27 protein-coding genes and 1 tRNA gene are annotated in these 24,329 nt (G+C 67.4%); 11 read left to right on the forward strand and 17 right to left on the reverse strand.

Annotation, left to right across the window (positions count from 1 at the left end; all coding sequences use genetic code 11):
- Window positions 1–37: 37 nt before the first annotated feature.
- The 4 genes from AC5P76_RS10595 to AC5P76_RS10610 all read left to right on the forward strand — a co-directional run bounded on the left by AC5P76_RS10595 (window position 38) and on the right by AC5P76_RS10610 (window position 4,601).
- Window positions 38–1,285 carry an efflux RND transporter periplasmic adaptor subunit gene (locus AC5P76_RS10595; RefSeq protein WP_253119893.1) on the forward strand — a complete coding sequence of 416 codons (1,248 nt, stop codon included), beginning with the start codon at window positions 38–40 and terminating at the stop codon, window positions 1,283–1,285.
- Between the two features lie 118 nt (window positions 1,286–1,403).
- Window positions 1,404–2,093 (forward strand): ABC transporter ATP-binding protein, encoded by a 690-nt coding sequence (locus AC5P76_RS10600; RefSeq protein WP_053516547.1) that lies wholly within the window; start codon window positions 1,404–1,406, stop codon window positions 2,091–2,093.
- A gap of 14 nt (window positions 2,094–2,107) precedes the next feature.
- The gene (locus AC5P76_RS10605) at window positions 2,108–3,265 is read left to right on the forward strand and encodes an ABC transporter permease (protein WP_253119895.1); all 1,158 of its coding nucleotides are present in this window, start codon (window positions 2,108–2,110) and stop codon (window positions 3,263–3,265) included.
- 13 nt (window positions 3,266–3,278) lie between these two features.
- A complete protein-coding gene (locus AC5P76_RS10610; RefSeq protein WP_128987897.1) occupies window positions 3,279–4,601 on the forward strand; it encodes an ABC transporter permease in 1,323 nt (440 codons plus the stop codon).
- 72 nt (window positions 4,602–4,673) lie between these two features.
- Here AC5P76_RS10610 and rarD read toward each other — a convergent pair whose 3' ends face one another.
- Window positions 4,674–5,573 (reverse strand): EamA family transporter RarD, encoded by a 900-nt coding sequence (gene rarD, locus AC5P76_RS10615; RefSeq protein WP_053516550.1) that lies wholly within the window; start codon window positions 5,571–5,573, stop codon window positions 4,674–4,676.
- Window positions 5,570–6,475: a drug/metabolite exporter YedA gene (gene yedA / locus AC5P76_RS10620; RefSeq protein ID WP_053516552.1), complete on the reverse strand. Its 906-nt coding sequence runs from the start codon at window positions 6,473–6,475 to the stop codon at window positions 5,570–5,572. Before yedA ends, rarD begins: the two co-directional genes overlap by 4 nt.
- Window positions 6,476–6,699: 224 nt before the next feature.
- On the opposite strand from yedA, the gene AC5P76_RS10625 reads away from it, so the two are divergent.
- Window positions 6,700–8,034, forward strand: coding sequence for an MFS transporter (locus tag AC5P76_RS10625; RefSeq protein ID WP_180876914.1), 1,335 nt, complete (start codon window positions 6,700–6,702; stop codon window positions 8,032–8,034).
- 67 nt (window positions 8,035–8,101) lie between these two features.
- Window positions 8,102–8,398 (forward strand): hypothetical protein, encoded by a 297-nt coding sequence (locus tag AC5P76_RS10630; RefSeq protein WP_253119928.1) that lies wholly within the window; start codon window positions 8,102–8,104, stop codon window positions 8,396–8,398.
- Window positions 8,399–8,401: 3 nt separating this feature from the next.
- Here AC5P76_RS10630 and AC5P76_RS10635 read toward each other — a convergent pair whose 3' ends face one another.
- The 4 genes from AC5P76_RS10635 to AC5P76_RS10650 all read right to left on the reverse strand — a co-directional run bounded on the left by AC5P76_RS10635 (window position 8,402) and on the right by AC5P76_RS10650 (window position 12,984).
- Window positions 8,402–10,054 (reverse strand): M28 family metallopeptidase, encoded by a 1,653-nt coding sequence (locus AC5P76_RS10635; RefSeq protein WP_111186493.1) that lies wholly within the window; start codon window positions 10,052–10,054, stop codon window positions 8,402–8,404.
- An 81-nt stretch (window positions 10,055–10,135) separates the two neighbouring features.
- Window positions 10,136–11,068, reverse strand: a complete 933-nt coding sequence (locus AC5P76_RS10640) for an MBL fold metallo-hydrolase (protein WP_253119897.1) — start codon at window positions 11,066–11,068, stop codon at window positions 10,136–10,138.
- A gap of 102 nt (window positions 11,069–11,170) precedes the next feature.
- The gene (locus AC5P76_RS10645; RefSeq protein WP_128987902.1) at window positions 11,171–11,461 is read right to left on the reverse strand and encodes a hypothetical protein; all 291 of its coding nucleotides are present in this window, start codon (window positions 11,459–11,461) and stop codon (window positions 11,171–11,173) included.
- Between the two features lie 227 nt (window positions 11,462–11,688).
- Entirely contained in the window at window positions 11,689–12,984 is a 1,296-nt protein-coding gene (locus AC5P76_RS10650) for a tryptophan--tRNA ligase (RefSeq protein ID WP_197572246.1), read from the reverse strand.
- A 108-nt stretch (window positions 12,985–13,092) separates the two neighbouring features.
- Here AC5P76_RS10650 and AC5P76_RS10655 point away from each other — a divergent pair, with 108 nt between their 5' ends.
- Complete coding sequence (locus AC5P76_RS10655; RefSeq protein WP_253119898.1) at window positions 13,093–13,890, forward strand: hypothetical protein; 798 nt, start codon at window positions 13,093–13,095, stop codon at window positions 13,888–13,890.
- 72 nt (window positions 13,891–13,962) lie between these two features.
- Here AC5P76_RS10655 and AC5P76_RS10660 read toward each other — a convergent pair whose 3' ends face one another.
- The 3 genes from AC5P76_RS10660 to rocF all read right to left on the reverse strand — a co-directional run bounded on the left by AC5P76_RS10660 (window position 13,963) and on the right by rocF (window position 15,614).
- On the reverse strand, window positions 13,963–14,184 hold the full coding sequence (locus AC5P76_RS10660; RefSeq protein ID WP_019661831.1) for a CsbD family protein: 222 nt from the start codon (window positions 14,182–14,184) through the stop codon (window positions 13,963–13,965).
- Window positions 14,185–14,397: 213 nt separating this feature from the next.
- Complete coding sequence (locus AC5P76_RS10665; RefSeq protein WP_053520147.1) at window positions 14,398–14,535, reverse strand: entericidin A/B family lipoprotein; 138 nt, start codon at window positions 14,533–14,535, stop codon at window positions 14,398–14,400.
- A 158-nt stretch (window positions 14,536–14,693) separates the two neighbouring features.
- Entirely contained in the window at window positions 14,694–15,614 is a 921-nt protein-coding gene (rocF, locus tag AC5P76_RS10670) for an arginase (RefSeq protein WP_053520148.1), read from the reverse strand.
- Window positions 15,615–16,398: 784 nt separating this feature from the next.
- Between rocF and AC5P76_RS10675 the strand changes: the two genes are divergently transcribed.
- Together AC5P76_RS10675 and AC5P76_RS10680 are read left to right on the forward strand one after the other, a co-directional pair.
- Complete coding sequence (locus tag AC5P76_RS10675) at window positions 16,399–16,803, forward strand: hypothetical protein (RefSeq protein WP_253119901.1); 405 nt, start codon at window positions 16,399–16,401, stop codon at window positions 16,801–16,803.
- A 124-nt stretch (window positions 16,804–16,927) separates the two neighbouring features.
- A complete protein-coding gene (locus tag AC5P76_RS10680; RefSeq protein ID WP_053520150.1) occupies window positions 16,928–17,320 on the forward strand; it encodes a RidA family protein in 393 nt (130 codons plus the stop codon).
- A 61-nt stretch (window positions 17,321–17,381) separates the two neighbouring features.
- Here AC5P76_RS10680 and AC5P76_RS10685 read toward each other — a convergent pair whose 3' ends face one another.
- The 5 genes from AC5P76_RS10685 to birA form a co-directional block, all read right to left on the reverse strand.
- The gene (locus tag AC5P76_RS10685) at window positions 17,382–17,531 is read right to left on the reverse strand and encodes a hypothetical protein (protein WP_253161732.1); all 150 of its coding nucleotides are present in this window, start codon (window positions 17,529–17,531) and stop codon (window positions 17,382–17,384) included.
- Between the two features lie 121 nt (window positions 17,532–17,652).
- A tRNA-Thr gene (locus AC5P76_RS10690) sits at window positions 17,653–17,728 on the reverse strand.
- A 40-nt stretch (window positions 17,729–17,768) separates the two neighbouring features.
- Entirely contained in the window at window positions 17,769–18,596 is an 828-nt protein-coding gene (locus AC5P76_RS10695) for an SPOR domain-containing protein (protein WP_253119903.1), read from the reverse strand.
- Window positions 18,597–18,605: 9 nt separating this feature from the next.
- Window positions 18,606–19,337 carry a type III pantothenate kinase gene (locus AC5P76_RS10700; protein ID WP_053520152.1) on the reverse strand — a complete coding sequence of 244 codons (732 nt, stop codon included), beginning with the start codon at window positions 19,335–19,337 and terminating at the stop codon, window positions 18,606–18,608.
- Complete coding sequence (gene birA, locus AC5P76_RS10705) at window positions 19,334–20,302, reverse strand: bifunctional biotin--[acetyl-CoA-carboxylase] ligase/biotin operon repressor BirA (RefSeq protein ID WP_053520153.1); 969 nt, start codon at window positions 20,300–20,302, stop codon at window positions 19,334–19,336. Before birA ends, AC5P76_RS10700 begins: the two co-directional genes overlap by 4 nt.
- Window positions 20,303–20,444: 142 nt before the next feature.
- Between birA and AC5P76_RS10710 the strand changes: the two genes are divergently transcribed.
- Both AC5P76_RS10710 and AC5P76_RS10715 read left to right on the forward strand, forming a co-directional pair.
- Window positions 20,445–20,723: a hypothetical protein gene (locus tag AC5P76_RS10710; RefSeq protein WP_053520154.1), complete on the forward strand. Its 279-nt coding sequence runs from the start codon at window positions 20,445–20,447 to the stop codon at window positions 20,721–20,723.
- A complete protein-coding gene (locus AC5P76_RS10715) occupies window positions 20,690–21,478 on the forward strand; it encodes a M90 family metallopeptidase (RefSeq protein ID WP_181452118.1) in 789 nt (262 codons plus the stop codon). The genes AC5P76_RS10710 and AC5P76_RS10715 overlap by 34 nt, the downstream gene beginning before the upstream one ends.
- A 77-nt stretch (window positions 21,479–21,555) precedes the next feature.
- Here the strand turns inward: AC5P76_RS10715 and AC5P76_RS10720 are convergent, their stop codons facing one another.
- From AC5P76_RS10720 to AC5P76_RS10730, 3 genes are all read right to left on the reverse strand, one after another.
- Window positions 21,556–22,980, reverse strand: a complete 1,425-nt coding sequence (locus AC5P76_RS10720) for an ATP-binding protein (protein ID WP_065174201.1) — start codon at window positions 22,978–22,980, stop codon at window positions 21,556–21,558.
- A 25-nt stretch (window positions 22,981–23,005) separates the two neighbouring features.
- Window positions 23,006–23,689, reverse strand: coding sequence for a response regulator transcription factor (locus AC5P76_RS10725; protein ID WP_053520384.1), 684 nt, complete (start codon window positions 23,687–23,689; stop codon window positions 23,006–23,008).
- Between the two features lie 73 nt (window positions 23,690–23,762).
- On the reverse strand, window positions 23,763–24,137 hold the full coding sequence (locus tag AC5P76_RS10730) for a hypothetical protein (protein ID WP_053520383.1): 375 nt from the start codon (window positions 24,135–24,137) through the stop codon (window positions 23,763–23,765).
- Window positions 24,138–24,329: the final 192 nt, after the last annotated feature.

Raw genomic sequence — 24,329 nt, forward strand, 5'->3', positions numbered from 1 at the left:
TCCGGTCACACCCGCCCGAACGCCTGTGATGGAACGAATGAACGCTTCTGCCGAGCTGTTGAAGGAACTCCGTATCGAACGCAAGTCACCACCGCCTGCCTCTGGTGGTGGTGGCGGCGGGCGCCGCTGGCTGTGGATTGCCGTGATCGCGGTGGTGCTGCTCCTGGCCGCAGGCGCCTTCGCGCTGTTCGGCCGCACTCCGGCCGTGCAGGTGGAAACCGCACCGGCGGTCGCCATCCAGCAGGGCAGCGCCAGCAGCTCGGTCCTCGATGCCAGTGGTTATGTCGTCGCCCGGCGCATGGCTACGGTGTCGGCCAAGATCACCGGCAAGGTGCGCGAGGTGATGATCGAAGAAGGCATGCGCGTGGAGGCGGGACAGATCATGGCCACCCTCGACCCGATCGATGCCGACGCGCAGCGCAGTCTGTATGCCTCGCAGCTGCAGGCCGCACGCAGCCAGGTGGCCGGACTGGAGGCACAGCAGAGGCAGGCGGCGGCAGAGGCCAGCCGGCTGCAGGCGCTGGTCGGGCAGCAGCTGGTCTCGCGCTCGCAGTACGACCAGGCCGTGGCCCAGCGCGACAGCCTGCGCGCGCAGCTGGAAACCGCACAGCGCAACGTGAAGGTCGCCAACGACCAGCTGGCGATCGCCGACCTTGGGGTGGACAACAACATCGTGCGTGCGCCGTTCTCCGGCGTGGTCACGGCCAAGGCGGCACAGCCGGGCGAGATCGTCTCGCCGCTGTCGGCCGGTGGTGGCTTCACCCGCACAGGCATCGGCACCATCGTCGACATGGATTCGCTGGAGATCGAGGTCGAGGTCGGCGAAGCCTTCATCGGCCGCGTGCAACCGAAGATGCCGGTGGAAGCCATCCTCAATGCCTATCCGGAATGGAAGATTCCGGCCGAGGTGATCGCCATCATCCCCACCGCCGACCGGGGCAAGGCGACGGTGAAGGTGCGCGTGGCCCTGAAGCTGAAGGACCCGCGCATCGTGCCGGAGATGGGCGTGCGGGTCAGCTTCCTGGAACAGGCAGCGCCGCAGGCTGAAGCCAAGCCGCAGGGCGTGCGTGTGCCGGCAGGCGCGGTGGTCGAGCGCGAGGGTGCATCGGTGGCCTTCGTGCTCGGCGACGAGAACCGCGTGCAGCAGCGCACGGTCCAGGCTGGCCAGGCCATGGGCAAGGATCGCCAGCTGCTCAAGGGTGTGAATGCCGGCGAGCTGGTGGTGGTCAATCCGCCGGACACCCTGCGCGATGGCACCCGGGTCCAGCAGAAGCAAACGCAGTAGCGGCACGGCGCCTTCCGGGGCGCCGCCAGCGGCACCGTTCGACAACGACACCGTTCCACGCATGCCCGGCCGGCAGCCGGGGTGCGTCACCGTTTCCCGCCTACGTGGAGAACCACCCATGTCGACCCTGGTTTCACTGCGCAACATCACCAAGACCTACCAGCGCGGCCCCGAGAAGGTGCAGGTGCTGCACGGCATCGACCTGGACATCGCCCGCGGCGACTTCGTCGCGTTGATGGGGCCGTCCGGTTCAGGCAAGACCACCCTGCTCAATCTGATCGGTGGCCTGGACAATCCCAGCGGCGGCGAGATCAGCATCGAAGGCGAGCGCATCGATCAGATGAGCGGTGGCCAGCTGTCGACCTGGCGCAGCCACCACGTTGGCTTCGTGTTCCAGTTCTACAACCTGATGCCGATGCTGACCGCACAGAAGAACGTGGAGCTGCCGCTGCTGCTGACCCATCTCAATGCCGCGCAGCGCCGCCGCAACGCCGAGATCGCGCTGACCCTGGTCGGCCTGGCCGACCGCCGCAACCATCGACCCAACGAGCTGTCCGGCGGCCAGCAGCAGCGCGTGGCGATCGCCCGTGCGATCGTCTCCGATCCGACCTTCCTGATCTGCGACGAACCCACCGGCGATCTCGACCGCCAGTCCGCCGAGGAGATCCTGGGCCTGCTGCAGCAGCTCAACCGCGAACACGGCAAGACCATCATCATGGTCACCCATGACCCGAAGGCCGCCGAGTACGCCACGCACACGGTGCACCTGGACAAGGGCGAGCTGGCCGACGCGCCGCTGGCCCACTGACGGAGGCCACAGCGATGAAATACTTCTCTCTGGTCTGGGCGCAGCTGTTCCGCAGCCGCACCCGGACCCTGCTGACCCTGCTGTCGGTGGTGGCCGCGTTCCTCCTGTTCGGCATGCTCGACTCGGTGCGCGTGGCATTCACCTCCGGTGGCAGTGTGGAAGGGGCCAACCGCCTGGTGGTGGCCTCGCGCCTGTCGATCACCCAGTCGCTGCCGATCCGCCTGGAAACGCAGATCCGCCAGGTGGCGGGCGTGCGCGACGTGGCCTATGGCATGTGGTTCGGCGGCATCTACCAGGATCCGAAGAACTTCTTCCCGAACTTCTCGGTATCGCCCAACTACTTCGACGTCTACCGCGAACTGCAGATCGACCCGGCGCAGCTGGAAGACTGGAAGAACACCCGCACCGGTGCGATCGTCGGCGAGACCCTGGCCAAGCAGTTCGGCTGGAAAGTCGGCGATACCATCCCGCTGCAGGCGACGATCTTCCCGCGCGGCGGCAGCAACGACTGGCCGCTGGAACTGAAGGGCATCTTCCGTTCCAAGGATCCGGCGCAGGCCTCCAACGAAGAGCGCCAGCTGATGATGAACTGGAAATACTTCGATGAGTCCAACGACTACATCAAGAACCAGGTCAGCTGGTACACGGTGACGCTCGACAACCCCGACCATTCTTCGCGGGTGGCACAGGCCATCGATGCGATTTCCGCCAACTCCGACCACGAAACCAAGACCCAGACCGAATCGGCGTTCCAGCAGGCCTTCGTCAAGCAGTTTGCCGACATCGGCATGATCGTCACCTCGATCATGGGCGCGGTGTTCTTCACCCTGCTGCTGCTGACCGGCAACACCATGGCGCAGGCCGTACGCGAGCGCGTGCCGGAGCTGGCCACGCTGAAGACACTGGGCTTCAAGGACAGCACGGTGCTGATACTGGTGATGATCGAATCGGTGCTGCTGATCGGTCTCGGTGGCCTGATCGGCATGGGCCTGGCGGCACTGATCCTGCCCGCCATCGGCCCGAAGAGCATGGGCCTGCTGCCGCCGCACATCCCCACCCCGACCTGGCTGATGGGCTTGGGCCTGATCGTGGTGATCGGCGCGGTCGTCGGCCTGCTGCCGGCGCTGCGCGCCAAGCGCCTGAGGATCGTCGACGCACTGGCCGGCCGCTGAGGAGGACACCGACATGTTCAAGAACAAGCTCAAGAAGTGGTTCGGCAACACGGTGACCGTGCTGGCGCTGGCAATCGGCCTGGCGGTATGGATCGGCCTGCCGTGGGTGGGCGTGCTTGCCGTGGCGGTGCTGGTCGGGCTGTGGCTGGCGCTGACCCGCAGCGGGCGGCTGGCCCTGGCCGCCACCCGCATCGGCATCGCCAGCCTGCCGCAGCGCTGGGGAGCATCCTCGGTGATCGTAGTGGGTATCGCCGGCGTGGTCGGCGTGCTGGTGGCGATGCTGGCGATGGGCGAAGGCTTCCAGGCCACGCTCAGCAACACCGGCGATGACACCACCGCCATCGTGCTGCGCGGTGGTTCGCAGGCGGAAACCAATTCGGTCATCACCCGCGAGCAGGTACCGACCCTGTCCACCCTGCCCGGCATCAGCCGCGATGCACAGGGACGGCCACTGCTGTCGCCTGAACTCTCGCAGGTGGTCAACCTGGTCTCCAAATCGGACGGTACCGACGTCAACGCGCAGTTCCGGGGCGTCGGGCCGCAGGCGTGGGCGGTGCATGACAAGGTCAAGATCATCGAAGGCCGCAAGTTCGCCACCGGCCTGCGCGAGATCGTGGTCGGCCAGGGCGCCAAGGGCCAGTTCCGCGACATGGAGGTCGGCAGGACGCTCACCCTGGGCAACCAGACCTGGACGGTGGTCGGTGTGTTCGCCACCGGTGATGCGCATGACTCCGAACTGTGGACCGACGCCGATACCCTGGCCACCACGTACCAGCGCAGTGCCTGGCAGTCGATCAGCGTGCGTACCGAGGGCAAGCCCGGCTTCGATCAGTTCAAGGCCGCCGTCGCCGCCGATCCGCGCCTGAAGCTGGACGTGGAAACCACCCGTGCGTACTACAGCAAGCAGGGCGGCGGCCTGACCAAGCTGATCGACATCCTCGGCAAGGTGATCGGTACGATCATGGCGGTGGGCGCGGTGTTCGGCGCGCTCAACACCATGTATGCCGCCGTGGCCACGCGTGCGCGCGAAATCGCCACCATGCGCGCGATTGGTTTCCGCGGACTGCCGGTGGTGACCGCGGTGATGCTGGAAACGATGCTGCTGGCCCTGCTCGGCGGCCTGCTGGGCTGCACGGTGGCGTGGCTGCTGTTCAACGGCTACAGCGTGTCCACCATCGGCAGCAACTTCAGCGCGGTGGTGTTCAAGTTCCACGTATCGCCGGAACTGCTGTGGACGGGGCTGAAGTGGGCGCTGGGCATCGGCCTGGTCGGTGGCCTGTTCCCGGCGCTGCGCGCCGCCCGCCTGCCGATCACCACGGCACTACGCGAAACCTGATGCGTGCGCCGCCAGCGGAGGCGGCGCGGACGCGGGACGGGGCCGGTGCTCCGTCCCGCGTTGCTTTCCGGCTCAGCGCTTTGCCGCCCGCATCGTGCGCAGGTTGTCACCGATGAACAGCAGCAGCCCGGCCCAGATCGCTGCGAAACCGACGGCCTTGGCCATGTCGAACGATTCGTGGAAGAAGAACACGCCGAGCAGCAGCTGCAGGCTAGGTGCGATGTACTGCAGGATGCCCACCAGCGACAGCGCGATGCGCTTCACACCGTAGGCGAAACCGATCAGCGGCACGGCGGTGACCACGCCGCCGAAGATCAGCAGCAGATCGTTGCGCAGGCCCCAGCCGCTGAAGAATCCGCCACCGTGGCCATTCTCGGCCCAGACCGCGAACGCCAGCGCAGGCAGGAACAGATACAGGCTTTCCACGCCCAGCCCGGCTACGGGATCGACCGAGACCAGCTTGCGCAGCAGGCCGTACAGGCCGAACGAACAGGCCAGGCCCAGCGCGATCCACGGCGGCGTGCCAGCGTCGAGAGTCAGCCAGGCCACGCCCACCGCCGCCATGCCCACCGCCACCCACTGCAGCCGGCGCAGGCGTTCCTTCAGCACCAGCACCCCCAGCAGCACGTTCACCAGCGGGTTGATGAAGTAGCCCAGGCTGGTCTCGATCACGTGGCCGGCATTGACGGCCCAGATGTACAGGCCCCAATTGAACGCGATGGTCAGGCTCGACACCGCCAGGATCGGCAGCGCGCGCGGCTGGGCGGCGATCTTCCGCCACCAGCCCAGTTTCGCACTGAGCAGCAGCCAGGCCACCACCAGCACCGTGCTCCAGATGATGCGATGGGCGATGATCTGGAACGACGGCACTTCATTGAGCAGGTGCCAGTACACCGGCACCAGTCCCCACAGCACGAAGGTGGATGCGGTGACCAGCAGGCCCCGGCGTTGTTCTGTCTCGTCGATGCTCATCGCTTGCGCGTCCTTGCCATTGTCAGTACCACCACGCCCAGCAGAATCACCACCATCGCCAGCACGTCGCGCCAGCCGAAGCGTTCGCTGTTGAGGGCTGCGCCCAGCAGCACCGCGATCACCGGGTTGACGTAGGCGTAGCTGCCGGCCAGCGCCGGGCGTACGTTCTGCAGCAGCCACACGTAGGCCGTGAACGCGACGATCGAACCGAACACGCACAGATAGGCCATGGCCAGCAGGCCACCGGTATCGGGCAGTGTGGTGGGCCGCTCACCCACCGCCAGCCCGATCAGCACCAGCAGCACGCCGCCGCAGATCATCTGCCCGGCGGCCGTCATGAACGGGCCAGGCAGGTCCAGGCCGCGCGCCCACACCGAGCCGAAGGCCCAGCCGATCGGTGCGATCAGCAGCAGCACCAGCCCGGTGGGCGTCGCCGTCAGGCTGCTGCCCGCATTCAGCCAGACAACGCCGAGGAAGCCGATGGCGATGCCCAGCCATTCGCCACGGCTGGCGTGCTGGCCGCGCAGCGCCGAGAACAGCGCCATCCACAGGGGCACCGATGCCACCGCCGTGGCCGCCAGGCCGGACGACACATCGCGTTCGGCCAGCACCACCATGCCGTTGCCCAGCACCAGCATGGTCACCCCCATGAGCACCAGGCTGCGCCACTGCCGCAACGTCGGCTTCGGCATTTTCCAGAACAGGCGCAGCGCCAGGTACATCAGGCCCCCGGCGATGATGAAGCGGCTGCCGGAGACCATCGTCAGCGGCAGCGCACCGCCGTGCAGGGCCTTGGCGATACCGAGATAGGTCGAGCCCCAGACCACGTAGACCAGCAGCAGCGCCAACACGACAAGGCCGCCCCGGGGGGCAGCCGCAGACGGAACAGGGGGAGCCGACATGACGCACCAAGGGACCGGGGGAAGGCGGATTCTAGGACGTTTTGAGTATGGTCCGGCACCCCGCAAGGTGGCACGCTGTCGTCCATCCATGCACCCTGTCCTGGCCTGCCACCCCGCGTTGACGGGTCATGCAGTACCAAGAAGGCTGCCCGGCTGCGCCACCACATGGTCGGACGCTGTATTTTCCGCGCACGGACGCTATCGCATCGAGGATCCCCGCCCAGATGAGCACCACGCCCCACCCTGCTGTTCCCGCGAACGACGGCGCCGCATTGCGCCGCTCGATCTCCAATACCCTCAAAGGCTCCGCCGGCAACCTGGTGGAGTGGTATGACGTCTACGTGTACTCGGTGTTCGCCGTGTACTTCGAGTCGCAGTTCTTCTCGCCGGAAGACAAGAACTCCACGATGTACGTCTGGGCGATCTTCGCCGCGACCTTCCTGATGCGCCCGATCGGTGCCTGGTTCTTCGGCCGCTTCGCCGACCGCCATGGCCGTCGCCTGGCCCTGACCGTATCGGTCACGCTGATGGCGTTCTGCTCCTTCATCATCGCCATCACCCCCACTGCCGCCAGCATCGGCATCTGGGCGGCGATCATCCTGCTGTTCGCGCGCCTGCTGCAGGGCTTCGCCACCGGTGGCGAGTACGGCGCGAGCGCCACCTACATGTCCGAGGCCGCCATTCCGGGTCGTCGTGGCTTCCTGTCCTCCTTCCACTACGTCACCCTGGTCGGCGGCCATGTGCTGGCCCAGCTGACCCTGTTCCTGATGCTGAACTTCTGGGGCAAGCCGGAGATCTCCGAGTTCGGCTGGCGCATCGCCTTCGGCATCGGTGGCATCGCCGCGGTCGTGGTGTTCTGGCTGCGCCGTGGCATGGATGAGTCGCTGGAAGAATCCTCGATCGAGGCCGCGCGCGAAGGCAAGGCCAAGAAATCCGGTTCGATGTACGAACTGTTCGTGCACCAGTGGCGCCCGCTGCTGCTGTGCTTCCTGATCACCGCCGGCGGCACCATTGCCTTCTACACCTACTCGGTGAACGGCCCGAAGATGATCCAGAGCGCCTTCGCAGGCGACGACCCGATGACCGGCACCCTGATCAACCTGGGCGTGCTGGCCTTCCTGATGGTGCTGCAGCCGGTCGGCGGCTGGCTGTCGGACATCATCGGGCGCAAGAGCCTGCTGGTGTTCTTCGGCGTGGGCGGCGTGCTGTACAGCTGGTACCTGATCACGCAGCTGCCGCACCAGCACGATGCCACCCTCGCCTTCCTCACCCTGGCGCTGGGCTTCGTCATCCTCACCGGCTACACCTCGATCAACGCCGTGGTGAAGGCCGAGCTGTTCCCGACACACGTTCGGGCACTGGGCGTGGGCCTGGGCTACGCGCTGGCCAACTCGCTGTTCGGCGGTACGGCCCCGCTGCTGTACCAGGGCGCGCTGAAGACCGGCCACGTGGACTGGTTCGCCATCTATGTCACTGCCACCATCGCGGTATCGTTGGTGGTCTATGTGTTCTTCCTCACCAACAAGGGCCCGAACTGGCTCGACGGCACCCGCAAGTAAGGATGCCGTGCTGATGGCAGCCACCGGTGCAATGCCGGTGGCTGCCGCAACTCCCGCTACGCCCCTGATGTGGGCCGCCCTGCTGCTGGCGGTGGCAACCACGCTGGCCTGGCTGCTGCGACGCCCGGGCGCGCAGGCGCGCTGGCCACGCACCGGCTTCGGCATCGCCCTTCTGGTCTTCGCCAGCGCGCTGGCAGTGCAGCTGGCAGTGGACCTGGGCAGCGGTCACAGCTCGCTGCGGATGAACCTGCTCGGCCGCTTCAGCGGCCTGCGCACGGTCAGCCTCGGCACCATGATCACCTGCTACCTGGCGGCATTGGCCGCCAGTGCATGGGGTGCCTGGACGCTGCTGCGCAGGCGCTAGCCGTCAGCGGCGTGCCGCCTCGCTCTTGTCGCGGGCAGCGCGGAACTCGGAGTCCTTCTCCCAGGTCGGCCAGCGCCGGCTGTTGGCCAGCTCCGCGCCCAGGTCGTAGACCAGCAGCGTATCGGCGGCATGACCGCTGGGATCCCAGCCCGGCGTCCACGCGTCGCAGGCCTGGTGATAGCAGTCGGCGAAGTACTTCTCGCGCAGCGCGCGCCCGGCGTCCACGCCGCCGTCCAGCTTGTCCAGGCCCGGGCCGATGGTGATCGCCGGTACACCCAGCCGGGCGAAGGCGAAATGGTCGGCGCGGTAGAAGAAACCGGCCTCCAGGTTGGGGTCCGGGCTGTAGCTGCGGCCGCGTGCCTTGGCCACCCGCTCCAGGTCGCCTTCCAGCGATACCCGGCCCTTGCCCCACGAAGCGATGTCACGGGTCGGCCCATCCGGGCTGAACATCTCGATGTTCAGTACGGCAGCGGTCTTGTCCAGCGGCGCCAGCGGATGCGCGGCGTAGTAGCTGGCCCCCAGCAATCCCTTTTCTTCAGCCGTCAGCGCCACGAAGTACAGCGTGCGCTGCGGCTGCGGGCCGGCCGCGAACACCCGGCCCAGTTCCAGCACGGTGGCCACGCCGGTGGCGTTATCGATGGCGCCACGGCGCACGCGGTCGCCCTTCGCATCGGGCTGGCCGATGCCGAAAGCGTCCCAGTGCGCCGAGAAGATCACCGCTTCATCGCCGTGCTCGCCGCCCGGCAGCTTGGCCACGACGTTGCGGGTCACCACCTGTTCGCGCTTGAGGGCGAAATCGACGCTCAGCCGCGCGTTGTCCAGGGCCACCGGACGGAAGTCGGCACGCATCGCCTTGCGCTTCTCCGCCTCGAAATCGAGGCCGGCGTCGGCGAAGATCGCCTCGGCCAGCTCGCGCTGCATCCAGCCGCGCAGCGGTGTGTGCTGGGCCATCGCCTCGGCCTGGCTGCGCTCGATATCGAACAACGGCGAAGTGCCCGAGCTCTTCACCGTCGCCCAGCCATAGGCCGCAGGTGCGGTCTCGTGCACGATCAGCACACCTTCGGCGCCGCGGCGCGCAGCCTCTTCGAACTTGTAGGTCCAGCGGCCGTAGTAGGTCACTGCCTTGCCATCGAACGCGCCGGGAGCGTCGGCCTCGAAATCGGCATCATTGATCAGCACCACGGCAATCTTGCCGTGCAGATCAATGTCCTTGTAGTCGTTCCAATGGCGTTCCGGTGCGTCGATGCCATAGCCCACGAACACCAGCGGTGCATCCTTGATCTGCACCCGGGCGCGCGGCTGCAGGCTCTGCAGGGTCACATCCACGCCATTGACCAGGGCGCGGCGGCCCTGCTTCAACGCCAGGCTGGCCGTGGCCGCCCCCTCCAGCTGCGCACGCACCAGCGGCACCGGCTGCACCCAGCTGCCGTCCACGCCGCCGGGTTGCAGGCCATAGCTGCGGAACTGCTCGATCAGGTACTGCACGGTGCGCTCTTCGCCTTCGCTGGCCGGAGCACGGCCCTCGAATTCGTCCGACGCCAGTACACGCACGTGGCGCGACAGCGCCTGCGGGTCGATACCGCCGCCGGGAAGGTCATTGGCCGCCTGGGCCAGGCCACCCACGAACAGGCAGGACGACAGCAGCAACACGCGCATCGGGTTCACGGCAATACCACGGCAGGATGGGAAGTCACCAGAGTGTAACGTGACAGCAGTGCCGGCCGCAGTCCCGCTCCGTCAGCGGCGCTCGCGATCCAGCCAGCAGGCCAGGCCCTGCGCGTTGAGCTCGATGTCCATGGCCAGCACAGCCACCACCGCTGCGTCATCCAGCACACAGCCATGCTGCTGCGCGCGCTCCAGGTACAGGGCCTGCAGCGCCGCCAGCAGGCAGCGATGGCGGTCGGGCCGCTCGTCGCATTGGCGGCCGATCGCCGCCATCGCATCGATCTGCTCGAGCAGGTCGCCGGCCAGCCGCTGCACCTGCTCCACGCGGCCATAGTGGGTGAGGTACATCGACTGCGGATCGTAGTCGAGCATGCGCTGGATCGACGCCTTCATCGCTTCGGGATCGAACTGCACGGGCGAAGAGGTCGGAAAGATGAAGGCGCCCTGCGCGCTGTCCAGTTCGCGGTAGGAGATACCGAAGGTATCGCCGGTGAACCAGCTGCGGCTGCGTGCATCCCATACGCAGTAGTGATGCAGTGCGTGGCCGGGCGTATGCAGCAGGAGCAGTTCGCGTCCGGCAAGATCGAGGCGATGGCCATCCTCGGCCACCACGACGCGGTGCTCGGAAATCGCCTCGATGCGGCCATAGCTGCGTGCGATCTCCTCCGCGCCGTAGACCGCGGTGGCGCCGGCGATCAGCCGGGTCGGGTCGATCATGTGCGGCGCACCGCGCGGATGCAGCACGGCCCGGGCATTGGGCAGCTGCTGCATCAACAGGCCCGCACCGCCGGCATGGTCCAGATGCACATGGGTGAGCAGAAGCCAGTCCACCGCGTCGGGCTGCAGGCCGGCATCGGACAGCGCCCGCAGCATCGCCGGCACGGACAGGCCGGTGCCACAGTCCACGAAGGCCCCCCGCCCGTTCTCGACGATCAGGTAGGCCGCATCGAAGTCGGGACGCTGGAAGCCGGTATCGATGGTGTGGATGCTGGGGTCGGCGGTCATCGGCACGCACCTGGCGGAATCGGAATCAGGCGTCCATGGTAGGCGCGCAGGCAGGACCGGTTCGATGCGGCTTTGGTCGGAGGCAGGCGCTCTGCCCCGGGACTACAACCATCGCGGTCGCAGCAGCAGTGCCAGCACCAGCACCGCCAGGAAAGCGCCGTAGGCATAGAGCACCGCCAGCACCTGCGGCCAGATCGGCCCCGCGTCGGTCTGCACCAGGCCCAGGTGGTGGCCCCACAGCATCGCCACGATGCTCAGAACAAGGGCCAGCAGCAGCACCAGGCCATCGAACAGGCGCCGCCGCGACGTGCGCGGCTGGCGCGGGAACAGCCAGTACAGGCTGCCCAGCACGACGAACCAGGGCAGGAAAAGCAGCAGCGACAACCACGCCATCGCAGACTCCTTCCATAGCGCCGGGCCCGATGCCCGGCTCCACATCCATCGGTAGCGCCGGGCCATGCCCGGCTCCATATCCACCGGTAGCGCCAAGCCATGCCCGGCTCCAGATCCACCGGTAGCGCCGGGCCATGCCCAGATACACCGGTAGCGCCGGGCCATGCCCGGCGGGGTGCATCAGGTAGCGCCGCCGGGCATGGGCCCGGCGTTACAGCACCCTCCGCTCAGGCATCTTCGCGCAGCACCGCCAGTGCCGCCAGGACCGCGTCAACCTCCGCCTCCAGCTTGAACAGCTCGCTCTGCAGCGCATCACCCTGCTCGGCCTGCTTGATCACGGCGATCAGCTGGCCGGCATCGCGCGGCGAATCAAAACCAATGCTCTGCATCAGCAGCGTGCCGTCGCCGGCGGTCAGCTTGAAGTAGAAGCGACCATCCTTTTCGCGGTACTGCTTGAACTGCGGCGGCGCCACGCGGGCAGCGCCGGCATCCTCGCTGGCGATGTCGCCGGCGGTGGACAGGTCGCGCAACCCCACGGCGTGCCGCAGCTCATCCAGCAGCGGCATCGCGAACGTCTCACGCAGCTGCTGGCCACGGCGCTTCAGCAGCGCCTCGATCTTTTCCGGCTCGGCCATCAGTGCGTTGTAACGCTCGCGCAGCGGTGACAGCTCACCGTCGATGCGCTCGAACAACTGCTGCTTGGCATCGCCCCAGCTGATGCCCTCGGCAAATGCCCGGGCGAAAGCAGCGGTCTGCTCCGGGGTAGCGAAGGCCTGGTACATCTGGAACAGCGCCGAGCCCTCGGTGTCCTTGGGCTCACCCGGTGCGCGCGAATCGGTCAGGATCGAGAACACCAGCTTCTTCAGCTCCTCGCGGGGCGCGAACAGCGGAATGGTATTGTGGTAGCTCTTGCTCATCTTGCGGCCGTCGAGGCCGGCCAGCGTGGCCACCTGCTCATCGATCACCACCTCCGGCAGCGGGAAGTATTCCCTGCCGTAGACGTGATTGAAGCGCTGGGCGAAGTCGCGGGCCATCTCGATGTGCTGGATCTGGTCACGACCGACCGGCACCTGGTTGGCCTTGAAGATCAGGATGTCCGCAGCCATCAGCACCGGGTACATGAACAGCCCGGCGCTGACGCCGGCATCCTCGTCCAGGCCTTCCTCGCGGTTCTTGTCCACCGCTGCCTTGTAGGCATGGGCACGATTGAGGATGCCCTTGCTGGCGATCGCGGTCAGGAACCACATCAGTTCGGTGGTTTCGCGGATGTCGCTCTGGCGGTAGAACCAGACGTGTTCCGGATCCAGGCCGCAGGCCAGCCAGCTGGCTGCGATCTCCAGCGTCGCGCGCTGGGTGCGCTGCGGATCCTGCGCCTTGATCAGGCTGTGCAGGTCGGCCAGGAAGAAGAAGCTCTCGATCCCCGGGGTGCGGCTGGCCGCGATGGCCGGACGGATGGCGCCAACGTAGTTGCCCAGATGGGGGGTGCCGGAGGGGGTGATGCCGGTAAGGACTCGGGTCGTCATGACTGCGTGGGGAAACCTTCGATGAACGGAACCAGTTTACCGTGCCTACGGCCAACCCCGTCAGGGCCTGCGGGTCGTTCATTCACCCGAGCCCACCGGAGTTCCCACATGAAACGCCTGCTGCCCCTGCTGCTGATCCTGCCCCTGGCCGGCTTCCGCCCGGTTCCGCCGCCACCGCCGATGCCGCAGGACAGCCCTGTGCGGATGACCCTGATCGACCGCGACCGCGGCACCGAACTGCGCAGCCATGCAGCCGATGGACAGCGCTGGGTGGCGGGCGAGCGCGGCCATCGCTATGCGGTACGCCTGTACAACGACAGCCCGCGGCGGGTGCTGGTGGTGCTCTCGGTGGATGGCATCAATGCCATCTCCGGCGAAGATGCCGACCCGTCGCAGACCGGCTATGTGCTCAACCCCGGCCAGCGCGCCGACATCACCGGCTGGCGCAAGAGCCAGGATGAAGTCGCGCAGTTCGTCTTCAGCAGCCCCAGTGGCAGCTATGCCAGCCGTACCGGCCGTGCGGACAACATCGGCGTGATCGGCGCGGCGGTGTTCGAGGAGGCCCGTCGCTGGCCGCTCCGACCGGAGCCGCTGCTGCGCCGTGGCGCCCCGGCACCGGCCGCTGCGGAATCCGCTGCGGACGCCAGCGCCAGCCGCATGGACGGCTACTCAGCGCGGTCGCAGGCACCGTCGCTGGGCACCGGTCACGGCGCGCGCGAACGCTCCTCGGTGCGTGATACCGCATTCGAACGGGCCAGCCGCACGCCGGCGCAGGTCGTGCAGCTGCGTTACGACAGCGCACGCGCGCTGCGCGCACGCGGCATCGTGCTCGACCCGCCCTCGCGCCTGCCGCGCGAGCCGCAGGCGTTTCCGAACCGCTACGTGCCGGATCCGCCGACACGTTGAGTCCCTGACAGCACGACGCCCGCACCAGAGGGTGCGGGCGTCGACGTGGGGGAACCGCTTACCGCCGGCTACTTACTTGTAGTCCGGGTAGTCCTTGCGCACGCTGTCTTCGAAGTCACGGACTTCCTTCTCGGCGCGGTCCTTGGCCCAGCCATACCGTTCCTGCAGGCGGCCGGCCAGATATTCGGCATTGCCCTCGGCCACATCGAAATCGTCGTTGGTCAGATCGCCCCACTTGGCCTGGGCCTTGCCCTTCAGCTGCGACCACTTGCCGGAAATGATGTCTTTGTTCATTGCTGGGAATCCTTGGTTGCAACGGCGTTCTTACCGTGACTGCAGCTTCCCGCATCCGCCGTTGAAAGGCGGTCAACCGCTCATGAAACACATGCTCACGTGCTTGAATGGTTCACTCCATCGCCACACGCGATGGCGACTACGCGTCCATACACACGCACGAAAAAAGGCCGGGAAGATCCCGGCCTTTTTCTGTTCCACACCGCGTCGGGCTTAGTTGCCCTTGGCGGCATCCTCGACCTTTTCACCGGCCTTCTGCACGTCCTTGCCGGCACCGGCAACGGTGTTGCAGCCGGCCAGCATGGCCACCGAGAACATCGACAACAGCATCAGGGCAACTACGCGCTTCATGGGCTTCTCCTTGGGTTCGCCGCTTCACCGCTACAACGCGGATGGGGTTCTGTCGCTCGGCAGGCAGGGCCGAAGCCACCGCCGCCGCGTGAGGTGCAATCTGGCGGCTGCGGCGTGCAGCGGGCGTGAACGGATCGGCGATCCGTTCAGGGATGCCCTCAATCGCGCATCAGCGTGGATTTGCCGAACAGGCTTTCCACCAGGTCCACGGCCAGTTCGGCGGTGGCGTTCTGCTTGTCCAGCAGCGGATTGAGCTCGACGATATCCAGCGACCCCATGCGCCCGCTGTCGGCGATCATCTCCATCACCAGCTGCGCTTCGCGGTAGTTCACCCCGCCCGGCACCGTGGTGCCGACGCCGGGTGCGATGCTCGGGTCGAGGAAGTCGACATCGAAGCTGACATGCAGATGGGTGCTGTCATCGATTCCGGCCAGCGCGGCCTCCACGGTGCGCTTCATACCGTTCTCGTCGATGTAGCGCATGTCGTAGACATCGACCTTGTGAGTCTTGATCAGGCGCTTCTCTTCCGGGTCCACCGAGCGGATGCCGATCTGGTGCACCTGGGCGGGCGTGATTGCCGGCGCACTGCCGCCCAGACGGGTCAGTGCCTCCGGCCCCAGCCCGCACAGGCAGGCCACCGGCATGCCGTGGATGTTGCCCGACGGCGTGACATCACTGGTGTTGAAGTCCGAGTGTGCATCCAGCCACAGCACGCGCAGGGTCTTGCCCTGCTCGCGGCACCAGCGGGCCACCGCGGTGATCGAGCCGATGCCCAGGCAATGGTCGCCCCCGAGCATGATCGGCATGCGCCCGGCCTGCAGCTCGGCATAGCTGGCCTCCATCAGTGCATGGTTCCAGGCCACCACCTCGTCCAGATGGCGGTAGCCTTCAACCGGCGCGGTCCACGGGTTGCGCGGGCCATCCAGGTTGCCCAGGTCGCGCACGTCCACGCCGCGCGCCGCCAGCGCCTCCGGCAGGCCCGCCACGCGCAGCGCTTCCGGCCCCAGCCGCGCGCCCCGATGGCCGGCACCGACATCGGTGGGGACGCCGATCAACGAGACGGAAATGGGATGGGCCATGGGTGCCTCCTGCAACGGAAAAAGAAGCACAGTCTAGCCAGAGCTGTGTGACACGACTCGCGGCGGTGCAGCAGGGCAGATGCGGTCAGCGGTGGCGGAACACCGCACGGCAACGCAGTGTCGGAATCGGCACGGCTGGGCGCGTATGGGCGATGTAGCCAGCCCGCACGTGAGCGACGGGCCATGACGACGCATGCGCAGATGGCAGGGCCGCCCGGGCCGGGCGGATGGCAGCACTGAGGCGTCTACGCCAGTGCCGATCCTTCAGCATCATCAGGATCGGCGCTGCACTTGCCGGCCATTGCCGTTAGCATCGTGACTGCCGTCGTCTGCCGCACCGGTTAAGCCAGCTTTACTTCGCGTATGTCGCGTCCATTGCCGCGCGTGGGATCACTGGAATTCCGCCCTTGCAAAGGCCTCGCGCAGGATGTCGCTTTTGCCTTTACATCGCGCGAAACAGGTCAAAAGCGATAATTCATTTTTTCTTTCGAATCGCACGAAGTCATTGGAAAGAATGACTGGCGGGCGGTGTCTGCGCGTGCGCATGATGAATCGCCACCGACAACGGGTGGCCCGGGCTCCAATCCCGGAAGTCGATGTTGTTTACGCTTGTCAGTCGGCGCCACCTGTCTCGGGGTGGCGCCGGCTGGCAATCCGTCTGCCGATCTACGGCGGGCGGTGCGTGGGGGCCTTGTGCCCGCCGGTTCATCGACTCCGGTATTGGAACCACGCATCGTCCGCCACCCTCTGCGGGTGGCGCCTCTGTTCCGCATGAGGATGTCCCATGACCGCACCCCGTTACCCCTATCTGCTTGCCACCCTGGGCGATGCCGCCGAGCACCTGCCCCGCGAACTGGCCGAGCCTCTGGAAGCTGCGCTTTCCGCTGCCGTTGATCTGCCTGAGCCGATCACGCTGGTGGGCTGCCTGCAGCGCATCCGCAGCGGCGATGCCGCCGATGGCCAACCGTGGAAGGGCCCCGTGCCCAGCCCAGGCCAGGGCGTGACCCGTGCGCGTACCGACCGCGCCGCCGCCGGCCTGATCACGCTGCTGGAGGTATTCCACGCCGCCGAGCGCGTACGTGTGGATGGCGCCGAAAAGGACGACATCGGCGACGGCACGCGCGAAGGCCTGCTGCTGGCCTGCCGTGGGCTGGCGGAGTATGTGGAGCTGCAGTTGCACGCGGCATGAGCCGCGCGCCACCACGCCCGCCAATTGTTTTGATTCGGCAAATAGTGATGGCGCTTTATAGGCGTTTATCCAGCCAATGCCGAGGACTACCTTGAGGCTCATCGATCCCCTTCTGGAGAATCCCATGAGCAAGCGCAATGCCGTTTTCCCGGCCGGCCGGCAGGACCTGTACACCTCGCAGACCTATTCGGCCGCGATCCAGTCGGGTGACCTGCTGTTCGTGTCCGGCCAGGTGGGCAGCCGCAGCGACGGGACGCCCGAGCCCGACTTCGAGGCGCAGGTCCGCCTGGCCTTCGCGAACCTGGAGGCAACCCTGAAGGCCGGTGGTTGCGGGCTTGACGACATCGTCGACGTGACCACCTTCCATACGGACCCGCAGAACCAGTTCGGAACCGTCATGACCGTAAAGAGCGAGGTGTTTCCCGAGAAGCCCTATCCCAACTGGACGGCGGTAGGCGTCAACTGGCTTGCCGGATTCGACTTCGAGATCAAGGTGATCGCCCGCATTCCGGGCTGAGCCTGCCGCCTCCGGGAGATCGTGTGCGCGAGCGCGTGTCGCTCAGGCAGCGGTCGCGAAATCAGGACTCCGCTCGCCGGACAGCGCCCGATAGGGCACGTGCGATATCGCCCAGTGTCTTGGCAGTGAAGGCCGAATCGCCATTGCTTTCAACGATGCAGGCATCGAGATAGGCGGCCATTTCTTCAGGCGTACGAAGATGCGTGGCCACGTCAAATGCTTCGAGTTCACTCTTCCTTTTGACAGCCCTGCGTATGCGACTCCGGCGCCTGGCAAACGCGCTGCAATTCGCCACAGGAGAAAGAACGCTGCGGAAGCGAGCGACTGCGGGATGGTGCCGCTTATCCGAATCGAACGGATGACCTACTGTTTACAAGACAGTTGCTCTACCAACTGAGCTAAAGCGGCATGGGTGACGCACGGGCGGCAGCGCCGCAGTGGGGGGATTCTAGCGCAGTCGCGCGCATTCCAGCGACTGTTGCCGGGCGGCGCCGCTGCGCTGCTGCACCTGCGCAGGCTGTGCGGTGCCGGCCAGCTGCCCGTCCAGCCACCACTGGCCGGCATCACCGCTGGCCACCAGGCGCGGCTGGAATCCGGCGGCCTGCACCGCAGCGATACGCCGCTCGGCGCCTTCGCGGTTGCGGTACTGGCCCAGCGCCACGGCGTTGGCGTCCTCCCCCTGGCTGATGATGTAGTAGTCGCCCAGGCCCGCAGCGACGATGCGCTTGACCGTGGCCTGCGCCTCTTCGCGGCTGGCGGCGGCCGGCAGCAGCACGCGGTAGCGGGCACTGCCGCTGGCGGCCGGCTGCTCGCGCAGGCGCGCCTGGCTGAGCAGCGCGCCGGCCCGGCTCTGCGCCGCGCTGGCGGCGGCACGATCGGCGAACGGACCCAACGCGATGCAGCGCGGCGGCTCGCTGACGGCAGGCGCCTGCGCAACCACCGCTGCGACCGGCGCTGGCGTCGGGCTGGAGGTTGCCTCCGCAGCCGGCGCTTTGGCCGGTTCGGCTTGCGGCTTGGCCGGCGCGGCAGGGGCAGGAGTGGACGCCACGGCGGTCGCCGCTGCGGGGTCGCGCTCCACCAGTGCTGGCGCCGGTGCCTCCGACGATGCCTGCGCGGCCACCGCCGCATCGGTGCCGCCGGGCACCCAGCGCAGTTCCGCCACGCCGGCGGGCCGCGGTGGCGGCGCAGGCTTCTGCGACGCATCGCGCAGCAGCCACCAGCAGGCAACGCCAAGATTGAGGATGGCCAGGACGACGATCAGGGCACGGGTGAGCATGCGCGGATACTAGCCTGCAGGCTGGTGCACCGCCCAGCGGGCGAGGCCGTCCAGCACCAGCGAGGGGTGGTAGTCGGCGCCGTCCAGCAATGGCATCAGCGCGGGCGCGCCGCCACCGTGCACCAGCAGCGACGGCATCACACCCAGCAGTGCCTGCGCCTGCTGCGCACTGCGCTCGACCAGCGCCACCGCAGCACCATCGCAACCGGAGGCGAGTGCGTCGGCGGTGTCATTGGCAAACTCGCTGTAATCGCCGCCACTGGCGGGCAGCTGCACGGCGCGCGCATGCAGTGCTTCGCGCATGGTGGTGGGTGATGCGGCGATGCGGCCGCCGTGATGCTGGCCACGGGCATCGAGCAGGTCGATGGTGAGCGCCGTGCCCACGCCCACCACCAGCACCGGGCGCTGCGCCTTGGCGGCGGCCAGCAGGGCAAGGAAGCGATCCACGCCGAACTTCTCCGGGCGCGCGTAGGCGATGCGCACGCCTGCGCATTCGGCGCTGGTGCGCACCACATGCACGTGGTCGAAGCGCCGCTGCAGCTGGTCCAGCATGGCGCTGGTCAGCGAAGGTGCGGCCACGCTGGCGACGAACGCCGTCGCGCCGCTGGGCAGGCTGTGCGGCGGCTGCCCGGCCATGCCTTCGGCGCCATGCGCCCAGGCCTGTACGTCACCCGCGCGATCCCCCTGCAACGGCGCGAACTTGAAGCGCGAATTGCCCAGGTCGAACAACCAGTCGCTCATGCCGCCCTCACCGTGACTTCGCCGGCATGCAGGCGGCGCTCGCAGCCGTCGATGCTCACGCGCAGCGCGCCGTCATCGGCCAGGCCCAGTGCTGTGCCGTGCTGCCACTGCCCCTCCAGCTCGACGCGTACCTCGCGGCCGGCCAGCATGTCGAAGGCGGCGTAGCGCGGCAGGAACGGGGCCAGCCCTTCGCGGTCGAATTCCTCCAGCGCCGGCAGCAGCCGTGCAAGCACGGCGGCGACAACGATGTTGCGGTCGACCGGCGCGCCGGCCAGTGTGTCCAGATCCACCCAGGGCTGGGTGATCTGCTCGGCGAACGAGGGCGGCATGTGCGTGTTGATGCCGATGCCGATCACCGCGCGAGCCGGACCGGCGTATTCGCCGCCGCCCTCGGCGAGCAGGCCGACCAGCTTGCGACGGCCATCGACGATCAGATCATTCGGCCACTTCAGCTGCGCCTGGGTGAAACCCAGATCGTGCAGCGCTTCGGCCACGGCGATACCGGCAACCAGGCTCAGCCCCGCCAGCCGGCCAAGGCCCCCGGAGAACAGGCGCAGCACCGACAGATAGACGTGGGCCGCCAGCGGCGAGGCCCAGGTGCGGCCGCGCCGCCCCCGCCCTCCGGTCTGGCGTTCGGCCAGCAGGACGCTGACCCCGCGCTGGGGCGCGCTGCACCGCAGCAATTCGGCATTGGTGGAATCCACCGTCCAGGCCACCTGCAAGTCATGCAGCAGGGACAGGGCATCGGCCGGCAGGGCGGCACGGATGGTCGCCGGGTCCAGCAGCTCGACCGGGCGGGTCAGGCCATAGCCTTCGCCGGCACGGCCCTCGATATCGACACCTGCGGCCCTAAGCCCTTGAATGCGCTTCCAAATTGCCGCCCGGGTCTGGCCCAGCTCACGGGCCAGGGCGTCGCCGGACAGGCGACCGGCAGCGAGTTTGGCCAGCAATTGGCGATCGTCCACGGCAGCTTCCACGAAGTCAGGACGGAATTATGCGGGAAAGCCGCCAGCGACGCCCGCCACGGGGCCGGCGGCGGGCTTCCAATCCGGTGCCGGGTTCGGGCTAGAATCGGGAACTCACCTTCCCTTAACGTGGATGTCGTCAATGCGCCGTTATGCCCATTGCCTGATCCTGCTGACGATGCCCTTCGCGGCGTCGGCCACAGCAGCACTGGATGACAGCCGCGGCGCCTGTGTGTCCTCCAACGGCGATGCCGCCTCGCAGCGCGCACCGACGGCATCGACCACCACGGCCAAGCCTGCTCCGGCACGCCCGGCGGCCAGCAGCGCGACCAGCACCGGCGGTGGCGGCAGCGATGAGGACATGCTGCAGCGGCTGCGCGCGCCGAAGTGGCACAGCTACCTGCCAGGAATGTTCCGCTGATCAAGTCGTTGCTGCAGTGGCTGCGGCCCGCACCGCGGCCGATCGAAGACGCGTACTGGGATGAGGCCTGCCGCCGTGCGGCATGGCTGCAGGGGCTGTCCGACGAACGACGCGCCCGGCTGCGCACGCTGGCGGCGCGCTTCCTGCATGAGAAGACCATCACCCCGATCGGCAACCTGCAGCTGCAGGCCGCCGACGGCGTGCTGCTGGCGGCCCTGTGCTGCCTGCCACTGCTCGAGTTCGGCGAGGTGGGGCTGCAGGGCTGGTCGCAGCTGATCGTGTACCCCGACGCATTCCGCGTGCATCGCAGCCACATGGATGCGGCGGGCGTGCTGCACGAATGGGACGACGAGCTGATCGGCGAATCGTGGGACAGCGGGCCGTTGATCCTGTCCTGGGCCGACGTGCAGGCCGATCTGGCCGCACCGCACGAGGGCTACTGCGTGGCCGTGCACGAGATGGTGCACAAGCTCGATGCGCTCGATGGCGCGATGGACGGCACGCCGCCGCTGCCGCGTGCGTGGCAGCGTGAGTGGGCTGCTGTCTTCCAGCAGTCCTACGATGCGTTCTGCGCGCAGGTGGATGCCGGCCAGGAGACGCTGATCGACCCGTATGCCGCCGAAGCACCGGAGGAGTTCTTCGCGGTCGCCAGCGAGTACCACTTCTCCGCCCCGGACGTGCTGGCCGAAGCGCTGCCCGATGTTGCCGCACATCTGCGGCGCTTCTATGGTGAACCGCCGGCGCGGGGTGGCTGAGCCATGTCATAGGTTCGCCGGGCGTGGCCCGGCGCTGCCCGCATTCGCGTTGACCGGTGGATCGAAGCAGGCCCGCCCTACGGGCCCGGCGGCAGACGCACTTCGAAGCGGGCGCCTTCCAGTTCGCTGGAACGGCCGACCGCCAGTTCGCCGCGGTAATCCTTGATCAGGTCCTGCACGATCGACAGGCCGATGCCGTGGCCCTGCACGCGTTCGTCGCCACGTACGCCACGCTGCAGCACCTTGCCGATATCGTCCGGCGCGATGCCCGGGCCGTCGTCGTCCACGGCCAGCAGCAGGCCGGCGCGGCGTGCATTCGGCGCCGGCAGGGGCTGCGCGGTCAGCAGGACACGGCGCTTGGCCCACTTGAAGGCGTTTTCCAGCAGATTGCCCAGCAGTTCCTGCAGGTCACCCGGCTCGCCATGGAAGCGCGCGGCCGGATCGATGTCGAACTCGCACAGCACGCCCTTGGCCGCATAGACCTTTTCCAGGCCCCGCACGATCTCTTCGGCGTTGGACTCGATCGGCAACGGTGCGGAGAACAGCTTGTGGCCCGACGACGCAGCGCGCGCCAGCTGATAGGACACCAGGTTGTTCATGCGTTGCAGCTGCACGTCCAGCTCTTCGCGCAGCGCGCCATCACCGGCACCGCTGTCCATCTGCGTGCGCAGCACCGCGATCGGCGTTTTCAGGCTGTGCGCCAGATCCGCCAGGGTATTGCGCTGGCGCTCGAGGTTCTCGCGCTCACTTTCGATGAAGGCATTGATGCTGTCGGTCAGCGGTTCCAGCTCGCGCGGGTGGCGCTCGCTCATGCGCTCGGTTTCGCCGCGCTGCACCTTGGTCAGCTCGGTGATCACGCGACGCAGCGGACGCAGGCTCCACTGCAGGATGACGGTCTGCAGCAGCAGCAGGATCAGGCCGATGCCACCCAGGTAGAACCAGACACGGCTGCGGAACACCCGCAGCTGCGCACCGAGCGCGCGCGAGTCTTCCATCACGTAGATGGTGTACGGGAACTCGGTGGCGGGATCGGCATCGGCGTCCCACACCAGGCCCAGGCCGTAGCGGTACACCGAGCCCTGGCTGCCGTCGATCTGGATCATCGGCAGCGGGCCTTCGAACACCTCCTGGCGTGGCGCAAGCAGTCCGCCGCCGACGGTGGGCAGCATCGGGCCTTCGGCCGACATCGAATTGCCCTTGCCGTCCGGCATCACCACCTGCAGGTAGAGACCGCTGCCGGGCACGTCGAAGCGCGGGTCCGGTGGCTGCTCGCGGATGTACAGCGAACGATCGCGGGTGAAGTCGATGCCGGCCGCATAGGCGGTGGCGTAGTTCTTCAGGCGCTCACGCAGGTTGGCCTTCGCCGTATCGGCGAAGGCGGCGTCGAGCGCGTAACCGGCCAGGGCCAGGAACGCGACCAGGCCCACGGACGCGGCGAACAGCTGGCGCGCCTGCAGGGAGCGCGGCCGCCAGCGTCGGAAGAACCACAGACGGCCGGACATCGTGCAATCGCCAGGGTGAGCCGGCTCAGCCCTCGTTGCGCGGGATCGCGAAACGGTAGCCGCGGCCGCGCACGGTCTCGATCGGCTTCAGTTCACCGTCCGGGTCCAGCTTCTTGCGCAGGCGGCCGATGAACACTTCCAGCACGTTCGAGTCGCGGTCGAAGTCCTGCTGGTAGATGTGCTCGGTGAGGTCGGCCTTGGAGACCAGTTCACCGGCATGCATCATCAGGTACTCCAGCACCTTGTACTCGTAGCTGGTCAGGTCGACATTGCTGCCGGAGACGCTGACCGTCTGCGCGGCGAGATCCAAGGCGACCGGGCCGCATTCCAGGGTCGGCTTGCTCCAGCCGGCGGCGCGGCGCAGCAGCGCGTTGACGCGGGCCAGCAGCTCTTCGACGTGGAACGGCTTGACCAGGTAATCGTCGGCGCCCTGCTTCAGGCCCTCGACCTTGTCCTGCCAGCTCGACCGCGCGGTCAGGATCAGCACCGGGAACTTCTTGCCCTCGTCACGCAGCGCCTTGATCAGCTCCATGCCCGACATCTTGGGCAGGCCGAGGTCGATGATGCCGACGTCGAACGGGACTTCGCGCCCCATGTAGAGGCCTTCCTCGCCGTCCTGCGCAGCATCGACGGCAAAGCCTTCGCGCTTGAGCCGGGCTGCCAGGGTCTCACGCAGCGGGGCTTCGTCTTCGACCAGAAGGATACGCATGAACTCTCCCTAGTGTCCTGGGTGTGGCCCGGAGGCCAGTGGGGTACGGGTTGATAGCGACAACTATCCCTGTTCAGGGGTTATCGCCGCGTAGTGAAGACATATCCGACCGCGGCGTGCGCGGCTGTGAACGCGACGGGGCGGGGTCGTCCATGTAGCGGACCCGGCCCCGGTCGTCCATGTACTTGACCCGGTTGATGTCACGACCATCGAACGGCACCCGTTCGGCGCCCAGGATGTGGCCACCGGTGGTGCGCTGCACGCGGCGCACGGCATCGGACAGCGAGCGCTCGTCGCCACGGCCACCCCGCTCGCTCCGCTCCATCATCTCCGCCCGGCCGTGTTCCGCACGCGGGGGCTGCTGTGCCATTGCCGACGACAGCGGCGCAGCCGCCAGCACCACGCAGGTGGCCAGGGCAATGCGGCAATGGAGGGGAGCGGAAGACATCGATGCGATCCTAGCCGAGCACGGCGATTCGTTCAAAAGTCGTAAATCCGGGAACCGGGTGCGGGACCCGGTCTTTACAATTCCTTTGCAAATTCTTGGTTTGGGGCAGTGAATCCGATCTGAACTTTTCCGGGCGAACCGCAGGTTTGTTCATCTAAGTGAACATTCGGGACGAATCGGCCGGCGTTGTCA

The organism is Stenotrophomonas sp. YJH_SMC_36 (assembly GCF_059369935.1).